This is a genomic window from Planococcus halocryophilus (assembly GCF_001687585.2).
GTDB classification, from domain to species: domain Bacteria; phylum Bacillota; class Bacilli; order Bacillales_A; family Planococcaceae; genus Planococcus; species Planococcus halocryophilus.
This window is the reverse complement of the sequence record NZ_CP016537.2, coordinates 415,585-431,751: the sequence shown is the minus strand read 5'-3', so window position 1 is coordinate 431,751 and position 16,167 is coordinate 415,585. Positions and strand designations below refer to the sequence as shown.

The following is a 16,167-nucleotide window of genomic DNA, read 5'->3' as shown; positions in this document are numbered from 1 at the left end:
CTGTTTTATTTTCAGGTCCACTTTTAAACACCTAGTCATCTTCAACCATTCATTTCTAGTGCTTCTTCTAGTACTTCATCCGGTACAGTAATGGCATCAATCTCATTGTACTTGCTGTATTCAGCTTGTACATCTGACTTAATGTTCATGACTTCTCCTTCAATATTCATATCCATGTCCATTGTCATATTCATCGTGTTCGTTAAAAAGGTTTCTTTATCGATATAGATTGTGTAGTTTACCGAATGAATGGTCATGTCTTCAAGTGCCATTTGAGCTTCGATTTCCATTTGCCCTAATGTTTTGTCTAGCTGTTGATCCATCAATTCTTTAAATTTCTCTCCGGAAGCATCAAGCGTCAAAATATACTCATCTGCAGTTTGCTCAAAAGTGAAATCATTTTGAAACTCACCTAATTCTTCTAATTGCTGTGCAGGATCCGCAGTTTGTTGATCAGCTAGCTCTTTCAACCCTGTAATACTTTCATCTGGCATTTTCAACCACATCGTCATTGTGTTTTCATACATATACATGCCTTGATCTGTGAAATACATTTCCATATTCATCGGATTGGCATTGTCAATATCTTCCGACACAATAGAAGTTTCTGCCGTTTGATGAAATGCTAGTGGTTCAGTCACCATATCCATCGCTGAATCCATTTTCATATTAATCACCATACCATCCGACTGCATCTCCATTACTTGATCGGTTAGGATATCAGCGTGTAAGCTCGTAATAGCTTCAGATGCTTTTACTGATTTTGTATACAGTTCTTGAACTGTCAAATCACTATCTTCCCCTTTTGCCGACTCATCACCAGATGCTGGTTCCGCTGGTTCACCACAAGCTGAAAGTCCCATCGTTAAAGTTGCTGCACTCATAAACAGTAACCATTTCTTCATAATAGTGATCCTCCTTTTACTCGTATTAAGTTTCCTTTTTGAGTTGCTTCTCTCTATATACGGACCGCACTAAAAATTGTTTCATATTCTTTGTTTACCCGATTCTAGTCGTTTATTTCAGTAACTTCGATTATACTTTTCATTGCGAGTATAAAATGAGGTGAAAGTTTTGAGATTGAAACAGTTTTTCAACTATTATAAGCCGCATAAACGGCTATTTATCATCGACTTTTCCAGTGCTGTTTTTGTAGCTATTCTTGAATTAGCATTTCCAGTTGCTGTTCAATGGTTTATCGACGATTTATTGCCAAGCGGAAATTGGAATACCATTACTACCGTCAGTTTCTTACTGCTCATCATATTTCTTTTAAGTACATTTTTGCAGTATATTGTCAGCTATCTTGGTCACAAGTTAGGGATTAATATTGAAACCGATATGAGGGAAGAATTATTTACTCATGTCCAGCGTCAATCTTTCCGCTTTTTTGACAATATCAAAACTGGTCATATTATGAGCCGTGTCACTAATGATTTATTTGATATTGGTGAACTTGCTCATCACGGACCAGAAGACTTCTTTATCGCCATCATGACGTTCTTCGGAGCTTTCGGCATTATGTTTTGGATCAACCCGAAACTAGCACTGGTCACATTAATTGTCATTCCGTTTCTTATTTGGTTGATTACATTTTGTAACATTAAGATGAACCAAGCTTGGAGCAATATGTATGGGAAAATTGCTGACGTTAACAGTCGCGTTGAGGACAGTGTATCCGGAGCACGAGTAGTGCAATCTTTCACAAATGAAGAATTTGAAATCGAACGCTTTAAAAAGGATAACGACCATTTCCGTCTTGCGAAGATGGTCGCTTATAAAGTAATGGCAGCGACACATTCCAGCATTTATATGATGACTCGCCTTTTGACTTTAGTCGTCTTAGTTTATGGCGCATGGCTCAACTTTCAAGGTCAATTATCTTACGGTGAACTTGTCAGTTTTGTTCTCTTTCTTAATGTCTTGATCAAACCAATTGATAAAATCAGCGCATTACTTGAACTTTACCCGAAAGGCATGGCTGGTTTCAGTCGTTTTCGTGATTTAATTGAACAAGCCCCTGATATCAATGATCAGAAAGGCGCTGTAACCGTAGAGACATTAAACGGAGATATCAAATTTGATAATGTTTATTTTGGTTACGATGATAGTAAAACGGTGTTATCAGGAATTGATTTAGAATTACGTGCTGGCGAAACCATTGCATTTGTTGGTCCTTCTGGCGCTGGGAAAACGACCATTTGTTCGTTGATTCCACGTTTCTACGATATCCAACAAGGTACCATCTCGATTGATGGCATAGATATTCGAAATATGACAAAGCATTCATTACGTTCACAAATTGGCATTGTTCAACAAGATGTCTTTTTGTTTACAGGAACCATACGCGAGAATATCGCTTACGGAAAAAGATATGCGAGCGACGAAGAAATTTTAGCAGCTGCGAAAAAGGCACATTTAGAAGATTTTGTTCAGAAACTGCCACAAGGGTACGATACACAAATTGGCGAACGCGGATTAAAACTATCTGGTGGTCAAAAACAACGTTTAGCAATTGCACGGATGTTCTTAAAAAATCCGCCGATTTTAATTTTAGATGAGGCGACATCTGCACTTGATACGCAAACCGAGCGTGTTATTCAAGAAGCTTTAGCGGAATTAGCGGAAAATCGCACAACACTTATTATCGCCCATCGTCTCGCCACCATACGGGATGCTGATCGTGTTGTCGTGGTTACTGAAGACGGCATTGCCGAACAAGGCGGATATGGTGAGTTACTCCAAACGGATGGTGTTTTTGCGAACCTCCACCGCATCCAGTTTGAACAATAGAAAAAAGGTGCATCTCATCAAATGAGATGCACCTTTTTTACATTTTAGCTCCCGACAACAAACTGCTCATAGCGGTCGTAATCTGCACGACTCAGTTCTACTTTAAGTAAAGTGCCGTCTTCTTCGTATTCGGTTTCATGAATGCTCGCATGTTCGTTAAGGTATGCAACAATGTCTCCACGACTAAATGGAACAATCATTCTGCACGTCACGTAATCTGAGAAAATTTGCTTTTTGATGACTTCTAATAATTCATCAAGACCAACGCCTTCTTTTGCCGCAATCCATATACCATCATTATTCATCGCTGGATAGCTTACTCCTGCTAAGTCTGATTTATTAAAAACATACAAAGTTGGAACATTTTCTACCCCAACCGCATGTAAGGTAAGATTCGTCACATCCATCATATAACGATGTTCCTCATTGGAAACGTCAACGACATGAAGGAGTAAATCTGCATTTCGTGCTTCTTCTAAAGTAGAACGGAACGCTTTTACAAGGTGGTGAGGCAATTTACTGACAAAACCTACTGTATCGGTCAGCAAAAAGCTTTTATTGTCTTCTAATCGAATTTGGCGGACAGATGTTTCCAACGTAGCGAACAACATATCTTTTTCAAATACTTGTTTTTCCTCATTTTGCCCTGTCTTAGTTAATAAGCCATTCATCACCGTCGATTTCCCTGCATTCGTATAACCAACTAATGATACGACCGGCATTCCTTTTTTAGTACGTTGTTTGCGCTGTGTGACGCGCTGATCTTTAATGTGTTCTAGTTCTTTATGAAGCTTCGAGATCTGTTCTTCAATTTTACGACGATCTAGCTCTAGCTTCGTCTCACCGGCTCCACGGTTAGCAACACCACCGCTACTACTACCTCCTTGACGTCCTAGCGAAGCTCTTAGTCCGATTAAACGTGGTAACATATATTGAAGGTGTGCCAACTCTACTTGCACTTGTGCTTCACGTGTTTTTGCACGCCTCGAAAAAATATCTAAAATCAGCATTGTACGGTCTATAACTTTACACTCTAAATCTTCTTCCAAATTCCGAATTTGCGAAGGAGACAACTCATCATTGAAAATTACTAAATTGGCATCGGCTTCTTCATAGAAAGCTTTTATCTCTTCTACTTTCCCGCTCCCGACATAATGCGAAGGGTTAATCCGTTCCAAGTTTTGTGTGACTTCTCCGACAACCTCCACATTGCATGCCTCTGCTAAATTACGCAATTCTTCCATTCCATAGGAAAAATGAAGATCTTTTTGAAGTTGGACACCCACTATGACTGCTTTTTCTTGTAATTCATCCATTTATCTTGTCCTCCTATTTCAGGAAAAGAAAATTCCCATTCAATCTATCCATTTTAACATAGTTTATCTTCCACCTAATGATAGAGGGGGCAACCAATAAAGACCTTGTTCAAATTCGAGCTTGTTTGTACCATTCATAAAGTAAACTTCTTCTAGACGTTCTTGTGTCTCAGTTGTTTTTCTGAATTCAATGCGACAATTAGTTAGCTTCAGGCTACCACCTAAAATTTCCCGCCATGTATTTTCAACTTCACTTGGATTCCATACGCCAAAAACGCAGCGGTCAATTGTTAGTACCTCATTAGCCGCTTGAACAATACCTTTATCTCTCAGCTTTTTGTAACGTTGTTCATCCGTTTCCTGCCATTCGATAAAAAATGGCATCGGCAATTTCGCAGATACGGATTCTTTTATAAATAGCATTTTCCACTTGATCAACTCACCGTCTGCCGTTCGACGCTCAGCATCTAGAATACCCGTAGTCTCATTTCCGCGCTCTCGCAAGTCCTTATTTAACTCTACGATATTTTGAGTTCTCACACAAATTGTTCCAAACCCTATTTGGTCGTGCAGTAACAAGCGCGTTAACGGATGTTCGGCTTCTGTTGCAATTTCTTGTTTTTCTACCGACAACCACTCGATATAACAATTTTTTAAATACAACAATACATTTTGCGTTCCCCAATTGATATGTTGCCCCCCAAAAGACGCAGGTAAACCCTGCATTTGCCAATCAGTTACAGTTTCCTTTGGATTTTTCTGTACAAAATGAACAATGTGATCTAATTCCATATAGCACCTCACTCAATTTCCTTCTTAAATCTTAAGTTATATCGTTCGCCACTCTGCCCCCAGTCTCCTTTAAGCGTTTAAAAGAAGCTTCCGAGGGAATGGTTATATAACTATACTATTTGCACTACCATCCCCGAAAATGCATTAGTGATACCTTGGCAAAGCACCATTTTCTGAAAACCACCGATTAAACATCATCAATCCAATTTATACAGTTTTTTAGCATTACTTATGTTTTTCTACTAAAACTGTGGTTTTCTCCCCTTATTTTCGATAGGCTAAAGTATAGAAAAAAATTGAGGAGGTTATCATGAATAAAGAATTATTGAAAAATCCTGTATTTATAGTATCCGCCGCAGCCATTCTTGTTCTTGTTATTTTAGGTGCGGCTACACCGGTGAAATTTGGAGAAGTGGCAGGACGTTTGTTTAGTTTTACTACCTTGAATTTCGGCTGGTTTTACTTACTTGCCGTCTTTATTATTACACTTTTCCTTATAGTAATTGCATTATCCAAATTCGGACGTATTCGACTTGGCACTGATGACGACCGGCCAGAATTCCCTTTCTTCACTTGGATTGGTATGTTGTTTTCAGCTGGATTCGGAGCCGGCCTCGTATTTTGGGGAGTGGCTGAACCAATGAGCCATTTCTTCACCTCCCCTATGGGGAACGAAGCACTAACACCAGAAGCGGCGAGAATTGCCATGGGCTACTCATTTTTCCACTGGGGTGTCAGTCAATGGTCAGTATTCGCTATTGTTGGACTGGTCATCGGTTTTTTGCAATTCCGCAAAAAGAAACCAGGTTTGGTTTCTACAGCTCTTGAGCCAGTATTAGGAAATAGGCCTTTAGTTAAAAATTCCATCGACTCTCTAGCTGTCATTGCTACCGTAATGGGAATTGCTACCTCTCTCGGATTAGGAGTATTGCAAATGAACGGCGGACTCAATGCCGTATTCGGTATTGAAAACGCCTTCCCGGTTCAATTAGGTATTATTGCGGTAATGTTTGCGGCTTATACCTTATCGTCTTCTACGGGACTAAAAAAAGGAATTGCCTACTTAAGTAACTTAAATCTTGGACTGGCATTAATTTTAATGGTTTTCGTTTTCATTGCAGGACCGACTGTTTTCATCATGGAAACTTTCACATTAGCACTTGGGGATTACATTACAAACTTTGTGCCTTATAGTTTACGACTAGAGCCTTATGCCAATGGCCAGTGGGTGCAAGGATGGACAATTTTCTATTGGGCATGGGCTATTGCTTGGTCTCCATTTGTAGGCGCATTTGTAGCGCGTGTATCTAGAGGTCGGACAATCCGTGAGTTTGTTATGGGTGTGCTAGTTATTCCGCCTGCTATCGCCTGTTTATGGATCGCCGTCTTTGGGGGCACATCACTTTGGTATGATTTAAACCAAGGGGCAGGCATTGCAGAAGCCGTTAATAATGATTTAACATCTGCTTTGTTCCAAACTTTCGGCGTTTTACCATTGACGACGATCATGTCGATTCTTGCTATCTTGTTGATTTTCACTTTCTTAGTGACTTCGGCTGACTCAGCAACTTATATTCTGGCATCGATGACGAGCTTTGGTAGCTTGAATCCACCAACAGCCTTTAAGATTGTTTGGGGTGTGTTAATGTCCGCGATTGCCGCAGTTCTCTTGTATGCGGGTGGATTGCAAGCTTTACAGACAGCGTCACTCATATCCGCCTTACCATTTACTGTGCTACTGGTGTTAATGCTTTGGTCTTTCACTAAAATCATTCGTAAAGAATCACCTCCTATTCGGGAGTCTGAATTGCAGCGATTTAAACGCATGGACCAAGAAATGAAAAAGCAACGCAATAAATAATTTAAAAAGGCGTACAGCACTTCCTCACGGAAAGAGCTGTACGCCTTTTTGATTGTCTTATTATTTATCTTCGTTGATCAAACGAACTGTTTCATCAAATTCTTTCTCGATCTGTTCATCGCGTTTGTAAGTAACAAGACTCACAAGCCAAGTAACAAGAAGACATAGGAAGAAGCCTGGAATGATTTCATAGACACTGCCCATGAAATTCGTTAGTTCCGTTGCGCCAGGATCCTCTGCAGCTGTGCCCATAGAATCCCAAACGATAACTGTAACAGCACCGACGATCATTCCGGCTAATGCGCCTTTTGAAGTCAGCTTACGCCAGAACAGTGACAATAGAATAATCGGCCCAAATGCAGCCCCAAATCCAGCCCATGCATAAGCAACCAAGCCTAAGATGGTGTTATTTTGTTCCCATGCTAAGTAAGCTGCAATAATAGCAATCAATGCTACAGCTACTCGACCAAGTGTTACATAACCTTTAGCAGATGCTTCTTTTTTGAAGGCAATTTTGTATAAATCCTCAATAAGCGCCGAAGAACTTACTAAAAGCTGAGAAGAAATTGTACTCATAACAGCTGCTAAAACAGCTGCCAGTACAAATCCTGCAACTAATGGATGGAACAAAATTTGACTCAAGTCAAGAAAGACTGATTCTGGATCCACTAACGTTGCTGAAGGATTTTGCTGGAAATAAGCAATACCGATAAGCGCAGTTGCAGTAGCTCCAATAAGACTGAAAATCATCCAGCTCATCCCGATACGACGAGCAATACGTACTTCTTTCAACGTTTTAATCGCCATAAAACGAACGATGATATGAGGTTGGCCAAAGTAACCAAGACCCCAAGCGGCTGCAGAAATAACACCGATTGTAGAAGCTCCTGAAACTAAGCTCAACATATTCGGATCTACTTCTCGAATACTTGCAGCAGTATCACTAAATCCACCTGTAGCGAAAATCCCTACGATTGGCACTGCGATTAAAGCGAGTACCATCATTACGCCTTGAACAAAATCGGTATAACTAACAGCTAGGAATCCACCGAACAAAGTATAAGCTACGACGACAATCGAGCCCAAGACAAGTCCTAGATGGTAATCCATGCCGAACGAGCTTTGGAAGAACAATCCAGAAGCCACCATACCGGATGAAACATAAAATGTGAAAAAGATTAAGATGATAATACCCGATACAATTCTTAATAACCGCGATTTGTCTTTCAAGCGGTTTTCTAAGAAACTCGGGATCGTAATCGAATCACTAGTAATAAATGAGTAAATTCGTAAACGTGGTGCTACAAAGAACCAGTTTAAAAAGGCACCAATTGTTAATCCGATTGCAATCCATACCTCAACTAGTCCTCCAAGGTAAATCGCACCCGGTAAACCTAGTAAGAGCCATCCGGACATATCTGATGCTCCTGCACTTAGTGCGGCTACTGCTGGTCCAAGCCCCCTACCACCAAGCATATAGTCAGATAAGTTGGCTGTTTTGCGATAAGCGTACCAGCCAATATAAAGCATTGCACCTAGGTAAACGGTTAAAGCAATGATTTGATACGTTGTATCTGTCATTTTATCCCCTCCTTATTTAACATTGTAACATTCTTGACATATATTAAAAGTCTTCTTAAGGTAAGATTCTAGACATTTGCAAAAAATCCTCTTTTTTAGTTTTATAATAATTTCAAATGGGAATGCGGTGATAAGGAGGCGATTTTTGATGCCATGGAACCAAAAAGACTACCCAGCTTCGTTTAAAAACCTTACCGCTGATGTCCGTGATAAAGCAATCGAGATTGCTAATGCATTGCTTCGCGATGGCTATGAAGAAAGTCGCGCGATCCCGATTGCTTTAGAACAAGCCAAAAAAACTGAAAACAGTGATGAGGAGCGGCCAATCTACGAAATAAAAAAACACGATGAAGGATGGCAGTTAAAGAAAAAAGATAGTAAAAAAGCCATTTTAAGTGAAGAAACGAAAGAAAGTCTTATGGGAGAAGCCAAGCGTTATGTCAACAAAAACCACGGTGAACTTCACATTTATACGGAAGACGGCTCTTTGTCAGATACGCTTTATGAATGATTAAAAAACAGTAAAATGCCGCTGTCAGTCGACAGCGGCATTTTATTTAAACCAGCCTTTTTCTTTGAAACGAGAAATGGCTTCAATTCGATTTCCAACTTCAAGTTTATCCAAAATGGTTGAAATATAGTTTCTCACTGTACCCGTTGTTATAAATAATTCCTTTGCAATCTCTTTTGTGCTGCGACCTTCGGCAATCAGTTCCATTACTTGCTTTTCCCGATCGGTTAATGGATTTTCGTCAGCATAAGCCAAATCCACCAATTCTGGGGCATAAATTCGGCGACCAGACATAATTGTACGAATCGAAGTAGCCAAATCTTCACTTGGACTATCTTTTAATAAGTATCCACTGACCCCAGCTTTTCTAGCGCGCTCAAAATATCCAGAGCGGGCAAACGTAGTCAAAATAATGATTTTGCACGTATGGTCTTTCAAAATTTCCGCAGCGTCTAATCCACTTTTTAACGGCATTTCAATATCCATGATGCAAATATCAGGCTGTAGATTTTCGACGAGCTCGATTACTTCTTCTCCATTAGCCGCTTTACCTACTACTTCCATATCTTCTTCTAAATCGAGTAATGAGCCTAAAGCCCCCAACATCATACGCTGATCTTCCGCCAATACAATTCGAATCATTTCATATCCCCCTTTGAACTATAGAGAATTACATTCGGAACTCTAATATTTAAGGTAGTACCATCCATTACTTTAATATCCACCGATCCGTTCACAAATTCTAAACGCTCTCGCATTCCTGCCAAGCCATTCCCTTGTAAGGATGTATTTCCTTCTGGAAATCCCTCCCCGTTATCTTGAACTTGAACAAGAAGCTCTTCAGGGTTTTGCTTGATTAATATACTGCAGCGTGATGCGCCACTGTGTTTCACCACATTTGTTACGGCTTCTTTCAAACACATACTCACAACATTTTCCACTAAGAGCGGCGTATTCGTTAACTGTGTTGAACCATAAAAAACAAAGTCAATTTCTGCAGCTTTTAAAATCTGTTGCACACGCAAGAGTTCTTCATCGAGTTTAGTACCACGCATATTCGAAACGAGTTCACGTACTTCTTTTAATGCTGTACGGGCTGTTTGTCTCACATCGTTTATTTCATTTAAAGCAGATTCTGGATTGCGGTAAATCAGTTTTCCAGCTAAATCACTTTTCAAACCAATCAATGATAATTTTTGCCCCAATGTATCATGTAAGTCACGAGCAATTCGCTCACGCTCTTCAATGATTACCAGCTGGGAAATTCGTTTATTAGCATCTTCAAGCTGACCTTCGAGCTTTTCACGCTTATTACGATTATACGTATTGAATGGCAAGAGAATAACACCCAATATACTCAGCACAATAAACGGTAACTGGGAAATGTACAATTCACTATGCTCAAAAAAGCCAAATACCACGGCCGTAATCGTTAATCCAATATGGAGACCATAAATAATGAAAAAGCCTACCTTATTGCGTAAATTCCCTATGAAAAATGCCACAAAAATGGAAAGGTACACATAGCCAAACAGAATTATCATTCCGATATTTATGGCCATCTCAAAACTCACCCATACGAATACAAAGCCAGTTTTAGAATTAAAAGACAATCTATACGCAATAAAGAACATTAATAAGAGCAAAATGCCAAAAATAAAATCCGTCATCGATGAAGAACGAAAGATAAAGAAGAAAGGCAAAATACAAAAGATAACCCAGGCGTATAGACTCAACCATGGATTTTTAGGGAATATTTGATACCAACTTTGCATAAGGTCCTCCTCTTTCTTAGTTATTCAATCATAGCAAATAATGCACAAAAGAAAAAACCATTCAGTTAAGAATGGTTCCCCCTCATTTCTTTATTGTTCAACCGTTTTTGACTCACTTAGTAAATGTTTGATATCACCAAATGTAACGAATGTTTTATTTGGTGCATCGTACAATTTATAGCTCAACGATTTAAGACTCGATTTAATATCAATTGTAGTTGCTTGTTGAAGTGGTGGTGAAGATACATGCGCTTTTTCCAAGTTGTAGTTTGGCACACGCGGGCTCAAGTGATGCACGTGGTGGAAGCCGATATTTCCAGTTACCCATTGCAATACTTTTGGAAGTTGGTAATATGAACTTCCTTCTATTGCCGCTTTTACATAATCCCACTCGTTTTCATCTTCAAAATACGAATCTTCGAATGTGTGTTGTACATAGAACAACCAAATTCCGAAAGCTCCAGCTACAAACATAGTCGTACCTTGTACGATCAAGAATGCCTGCCAACCAATCGCCAAAATTAATAGTGAATAAATGACTACTAAAGAAATATTGATCAAATACGTGTTATTGCGTTCTTTTTTGCGTGCATCTTTGCGGTTGAAACGACTTGAAATCAAGACAAGGAATAATGGACCAACTCCGAACATAACTAGTGGATTGCGGTACATACGGTATTTGAAACGTTCCCATTTTGATGCTTCTACATATTCTTCGATTGTCATAACCCAGATATCGCCAACTCCGCGCTTATCTAAGTTCCCACTTGATGCATGGTGAATCGAGTGTTCACGTTTCCACTTTTCGTAAGCGAAAAGAGTCATGATTCCTGTAATCGTACCAACAATAGCATTCGCTTTTTTATTTTTGAAAAACGAACCATGTGTACAATCGTGGAAAATGATAAACGTACGAATAACGAATGCTGCTGCTACTGTTGACAATGCGATTGTCAGCCAAATTGAAACATCAAGTGCTTGATAAGCTAAAAACCAAGCTAAGATAAAAGGGGGTATTGTATTTACTAATTGTCTGACACTTGCTTTTACATCTGCTTTTTCAAATGGGGCGACAAACTTGCGTAATTGTGCTGTTTTTTCTCTGCTCATGTCTTGTCTTCCTCCTTAGACGGACTTTTTCGGTCCGAATAACTTATTAACCTTATCTTAACGAGAAACACGCAAGCATATAAGACACAAACGTCTATATTTCTATATGACAGTTGTCATGTATTTCTTACTATCTCCTTCTTTAAAATCACAAGCGATACGCGTATAATATGAATAGACAGAAAAATCAGAACGGAGTGAGGCGTATGACTGGCATGATTGCCGTTATTATGGTCTTTTCAATTCCACTAGCTGGCATTATCACTGCCCACTTACAAAGCCAAACAAAGCTTAAAAGTAAGATGATTGAAAATGAGTTGGAGTTGGAGAAACTAAAGCACGACAACTTTGTTATTGAAACACAAAAAATGCGCCTAGAGCTTGAGCAAATGAAGTTAGAAGATGCTAAAAAAGATGAAAACCTGCTATTGAAGTAAAGTTAGTGGATACTAAACGAGATATTAAAAAGCCCCGTCGCGAAAAATGCGCGACGGGGCTTTTCTACTTTTCAGTCTAGGCTCCAACAGCCAAATTCTCGGGACATAAGCCATTCCAACTACGTGGCAAAAAACGCCACTCTGTTGACCTGTCTTATGCCTGTCGAATCTAAACGGCTGTTTCTTCTTTTCTGTTAAGAAAATACGCTATTCTCAATTGCTTTAAGTTGATAGAAGTAAGCTTTTTTCTCCATCAACTCGTCGTACGAACCACTTTCTACGATACGCCCTTTTTCCATAACGACAATCTGATCCATATTTTCAAGTCCTGCTAAATCATGACTGATGATGACAAACAAATCGCCTTTGTTTTGCTGAAACATCTGTTGATAAATGACTTGTGCTGTCAAACTATCTACAGAAGATACCGGTTCATCCAGAAGCCATAGTGATTTCCCTCTTAACATAGCACGTGCAATTGCTAGCCGTTGTTTTTGGCCACCAGATAAATTCTGACCTTTTTCTTCCACCGTCATAGTCAAAGGAAGTATATCTAGTTGAACTTTAGTTAATACTTGAATCATTTGCTCATCTGTTACCGCTGGATTCGCAATCAATAAATTGCTATGAATTGTTCCATAAAAGAAATGGTTTTCTTGCAAAACAATATTCATTTCTTGCCAAATCGCTTCTTGTTTGAGTGTCTCGACAGGTTTTCCACCGATTGATAATTGTCCTTGGTTGAGCGGGAAAACATTTAGCAGCAATTGCATTAATGTCGATTTCCCTGAACCACTTGGTCCGACTATTGCCGTTTTTGTACCTGGCTTTAAGCGAAGAGATACGCCATCGACTGCCAAGCTATTTTCGCCTGGATATTGAAAAGATGCGTCTTCTAGCCTTATATCAAGCGGTCCACTCGGCATCTGGCCAGCTCCTTGCGACAAAGTAGGTTCAGCTACAATCTCTTCTAAACGAACAGCCGCTTTCCGACTTTCTTCAAAGTATGTCGGAAAAGCTGCCATTGGTGCAACGTTTTCAAAAGCCGCAATCGAAATCATCACAAGCATTGCCAAATACAAGCCATTTAGTTCACCAGCTGCGACAAAATAAGCACCTACACCTAAAACAAAAAAGGAAACGAGTAAAGCGACAAATGCATTAATGGACTGTGCCAAGTTTTCTTCTAGACCTTCTTTTCGTTGTCCTTCGTTGTATTTAACTGCGTCATTATTCAATTGCTGTTCTTTTGCATCAAGTTGTTGATGAATTTTCAAATCTCGGAATCCATAAAGAAACTCAGTTGCTTCAATTGCCAAATTTCCTCGCTGTGCTCTCACTTGTCCATCTGCACGACGTTTTCTACTAGCGAAAAGTGCTGGAACCACTACAACAGTCAACAACATTCCGATAAAAATCACTATCGCAATACCTAATGAGAAGAACGAAGTAAAGAAAACTGCACTTAAAAACACGATGCCGAGTACCACTGGCGGGTAAAATACGCGCAGTAAAAAGTTTTGTAAACTTTCAACATCCCCAACAATTCGCGACAATAAATCACCGCTTCGATACTTACTAAAAATCCCTGGTGCAAGTGGGGACAAGCGTTCAAAAAACGATACTCTTAAATGACTCAGCATGGTAAATGTCGCTCGGTGAGAATACAAACGCTCTCCGTAACGGCTCAACGCCGATGCGAAACCAAATAATTTCAAACAAGCTGCCATGACTACGAGCGTCGTCATTTGAGAGGTTAAGGCGGCTTTTGAAATCAAATAACCACTTGATCCCATTAACGCGACACTTGCAATACCTGCTAAAAACCCGAAAAAAATGGCAATTAACACATCCTTTTTTTCAAGAAGCGTCAATTTCAAAATATCTTTTAAATCACTCATTGCAAGCCACCTCCTTGCTGTGCTGCAAGCATTTCTTCGTAAGGCATATAAGTTTCCAATAGCTCATCATGATTTCCGGTCGCATCCAGTTTGCCATCATCTAGAAATAAGATGATATCCGCGCCTTTAATGGTGTGCAGGCGATGAGCAACCGTAATAACGGTCGAAGTTTTTTGCAAATCATGTAGTGAATCTTGCAAAATTTTCTCGGTTTGTAAATCTAGTCCCGTTGTTGGCTCATCAAATAAAATAAGCGACGGCTTTTTCAAGAAAGCCCGTGCAATTGCAATTCGCTGCTTTTCTCCACCAGACAAACCGCGGCCAGCTTCACCTATGGGGGTTTCAAATCCTTTTTCAAGCGTCGATACCATTTCAGCAATACCTGCTTTTTTTGCGGCTGCTAGCACTTCTTCATCACTCACGTCACCTGCGACACCCATTTTTATATTTTCCCGAATGGTGCCGGCAAAAAGATACGGGTGTTGCGAAATGTAACTTAATTGATCGAACCAAGATGTTTCACTAATATTTTCTCGAGCGACACCATTTACATAGAAACGACCTTCGCTTTGCGGTAAAAGTCCCGCTACTAGATGCATTAATGTCGTTTTTCCTGAACCACTTTTCCCGACAATCGCCACTTGACTATAAGGAGGAATTTCTACATTGAGCGGAGCTAACGAAAATCCTTCTCCGTATTGAAAAGATAGTTGTTCTAATGATAAGTGAGGGGGCTCTTGCGCCATCGTTTCTTTTCCCCAAGTCAAATCAACATTCGGTTTCTCTAGTTCAGAAGTTAATTGTTTTGCGGCTGATACACTCCCGCGCGCCGTATGAAAAGCACTACCGAAATCTTTTAATAGATTAAAGAAATCGGGCACTAAGATCAATATGAAAAATGCTGTGAAAAAGCTAATATTATCGAATACAACGAGTCGAAGTCCTATTTCTAGTGCAACAATTCCGATGCTTAACATGGAAATATACTCAAGCATTAAAGAAGAAAGAAATGCAGATTTTAATACCTCCATCGTCGAGTCTCGAAAACTCAAACTACTTTTCTTAATAGCTTGCTGCTGCTTTTCAGCTTGTCCAAACAGCTTCAGTGTTGAAAGTCCTTGTAAAACATCTAAAAAAGTACCAGAAAAACGGTTGAGTTGCTCCATTTTTTCATCGGCTTTTTTCTTCGTTCCTTTTCCTACCAATGCCATGAAAACCGGAATAAATGGTGCGGTAATTAAAATAATGATCCCACTTGTCCAGTTTTGCGCAAAAATTACACCTAGCAAAATTACAGGGATCATATACGTTTGAATCATCTGAGGAATGTATTTACTAAAGAAACCGTCTATTTCATCTACAGAATCCATTAACAAACTGACTTTCTGACCCGACTGACCTTGAGCTGCCGTGAGCAATGGATTTCTAGCAAATGATTGGATTAACGTATTTCGAAATTCGTTTTTTACATCGGAAGCTAAATTGACTCCCGCTTTACCTAAGGCATATCCCGATCCTGCTCGCAGCAAAATCGATATCAATAAGCCACCAAAAAGTGGGATTAAACTTTCAAAAGTAGCGTTCTGAAGAAAAACCCGATCTGCAATCATCACGAAAAACAAGGCCTGACCAATTGTGGCAAGTCCTTTTAAAATCGACATCACGACTAAAAATGTCATTGTGTTTTTTCGTTGAAATGCCAACTGTTTTAAATCGTTCATGCCATTCGCTCCTCTGCTTTATCTCCCTCTATTATAAAGCATCCTTTAAGGAAACCCCCGTCGATTGCCCACGTTTAAAGGATTTTCAAGATGTTTTGTTACAGCTCTGTTCACAAATCTATATCTTTTGTCCACAAAAAAATCTGCTAGCAATAATACGCCGCAGATTTAAAATCACTAATTTTCAATGGTTTGTTCATAAGAACCTGTTGAAAAAATGACCGTCTTTAACCAAGCCATATCTTCTTGTATTTTCTTTTTTAAAGACTGATCCACGCATTTTCGATATTCTTCCATTAACTTTGTCAATTCATACTCGAAAATGGCTAATTCTTCTTCAGTAATCATTATAAACACCCTTTAAGGTAA

14 protein-coding genes are annotated in these 16,167 nt (G+C 39.5%); 4 read left to right on the top strand and 10 right to left on the bottom strand.

Features of this window, described 5'->3' with window-relative positions; all coding sequences use genetic code 11:
- Positions 1-41: 41 nt before the first annotated feature.
- Positions 42-905 carry a DUF6612 family protein gene (locus BBI08_RS02260; protein WP_008498746.1) on the bottom strand — a complete coding sequence of 288 codons (864 nt, stop codon included), beginning with the start codon at positions 903-905 and terminating at the stop codon, positions 42-44.
- Positions 906-1,074: 169 nt separating this feature from the next.
- On the opposite strand from BBI08_RS02260, the gene BBI08_RS02255 reads away from it, so the two are divergent.
- Positions 1,075-2,793, top strand: coding sequence for an ABC transporter ATP-binding protein (locus BBI08_RS02255; protein ID WP_040851104.1), 1,719 nt, complete (start codon positions 1,075-1,077; stop codon positions 2,791-2,793).
- 44 nt (positions 2,794-2,837) lie between these two features.
- Here BBI08_RS02255 and hflX read toward each other — a convergent pair whose 3' ends face one another.
- Both hflX and BBI08_RS02245 read right to left on the bottom strand, forming a co-directional pair.
- The gene (gene hflX, locus BBI08_RS02250) at positions 2,838-4,109 is read right to left on the bottom strand and encodes a GTPase HflX (RefSeq protein ID WP_008498744.1); all 1,272 of its coding nucleotides are present in this window, start codon (positions 4,107-4,109) and stop codon (positions 2,838-2,840) included.
- A 63-nt stretch (positions 4,110-4,172) separates the two neighbouring features.
- Entirely contained in the window at positions 4,173-4,901 is a 729-nt protein-coding gene (locus tag BBI08_RS02245; protein ID WP_008498743.1) for a VOC family protein, read from the bottom strand.
- A 310-nt stretch (positions 4,902-5,211) separates the two neighbouring features.
- Between BBI08_RS02245 and BBI08_RS02240 the strand changes: the two genes are divergently transcribed.
- Positions 5,212-6,762 carry a BCCT family transporter gene (locus BBI08_RS02240; RefSeq protein WP_065528449.1) on the top strand — a complete coding sequence of 517 codons (1,551 nt, stop codon included), beginning with the start codon at positions 5,212-5,214 and terminating at the stop codon, positions 6,760-6,762.
- A gap of 60 nt (positions 6,763-6,822) precedes the next feature.
- Here BBI08_RS02240 and putP read toward each other — a convergent pair whose 3' ends face one another.
- Complete coding sequence (gene putP / locus BBI08_RS02235) at positions 6,823-8,343, bottom strand: sodium/proline symporter PutP (protein ID WP_008498742.1); 1,521 nt, start codon at positions 8,341-8,343, stop codon at positions 6,823-6,825.
- Positions 8,344-8,491: 148 nt separating this feature from the next.
- On the opposite strand from putP, the gene BBI08_RS02230 reads away from it, so the two are divergent.
- Positions 8,492-8,854, top strand: coding sequence for a DUF2188 domain-containing protein (locus BBI08_RS02230; RefSeq protein WP_008498740.1), 363 nt, complete (start codon positions 8,492-8,494; stop codon positions 8,852-8,854).
- Positions 8,855-8,896: 42 nt separating this feature from the next.
- On the opposite strand, the gene BBI08_RS02225 is transcribed toward BBI08_RS02230, so the two are convergent.
- The 3 genes from BBI08_RS02225 to desA form a co-directional block, all read right to left on the bottom strand.
- Entirely contained in the window at positions 8,897-9,496 is a 600-nt protein-coding gene (locus BBI08_RS02225) for a response regulator transcription factor (protein ID WP_008498739.1), read from the bottom strand.
- A complete protein-coding gene (locus BBI08_RS02220; RefSeq protein ID WP_065528448.1) occupies positions 9,493-10,629 on the bottom strand; it encodes a sensor histidine kinase in 1,137 nt (378 codons plus the stop codon). Before BBI08_RS02220 ends, BBI08_RS02225 begins: the two co-directional genes overlap by 4 nt.
- A gap of 90 nt (positions 10,630-10,719) precedes the next feature.
- On the bottom strand, positions 10,720-11,739 hold the full coding sequence (gene desA / locus BBI08_RS02215) for a Delta(5) desaturase DesA (protein ID WP_008498738.1): 1,020 nt from the start codon (positions 11,737-11,739) through the stop codon (positions 10,720-10,722).
- Positions 11,740-11,945: 206 nt separating this feature from the next.
- On the opposite strand from desA, the gene BBI08_RS02210 reads away from it, so the two are divergent.
- On the top strand, positions 11,946-12,176 hold the full coding sequence (locus BBI08_RS02210) for a hypothetical protein (RefSeq protein WP_008498737.1): 231 nt from the start codon (positions 11,946-11,948) through the stop codon (positions 12,174-12,176).
- A gap of 194 nt (positions 12,177-12,370) precedes the next feature.
- On the opposite strand, the gene cydC is transcribed toward BBI08_RS02210, so the two are convergent.
- The 3 genes from cydC to BBI08_RS17070 form a co-directional block, all read right to left on the bottom strand.
- Entirely contained in the window at positions 12,371-14,077 is a 1,707-nt protein-coding gene (gene cydC / locus BBI08_RS02205) for a thiol reductant ABC exporter subunit CydC (RefSeq protein WP_065528447.1), read from the bottom strand.
- On the bottom strand, positions 14,074-15,798 hold the full coding sequence (gene cydD, locus BBI08_RS02200; protein WP_008498734.1) for a thiol reductant ABC exporter subunit CydD: 1,725 nt from the start codon (positions 15,796-15,798) through the stop codon (positions 14,074-14,076). The genes cydC and cydD overlap by 4 nt, the downstream gene beginning before the upstream one ends.
- Positions 15,799-15,975: 177 nt before the next feature.
- Positions 15,976-16,146: a hypothetical protein gene (locus BBI08_RS17070; protein WP_008498733.1), complete on the bottom strand. Its 171-nt coding sequence runs from the start codon at positions 16,144-16,146 to the stop codon at positions 15,976-15,978.
- Positions 16,147-16,167 lie beyond the last annotated feature (21 nt).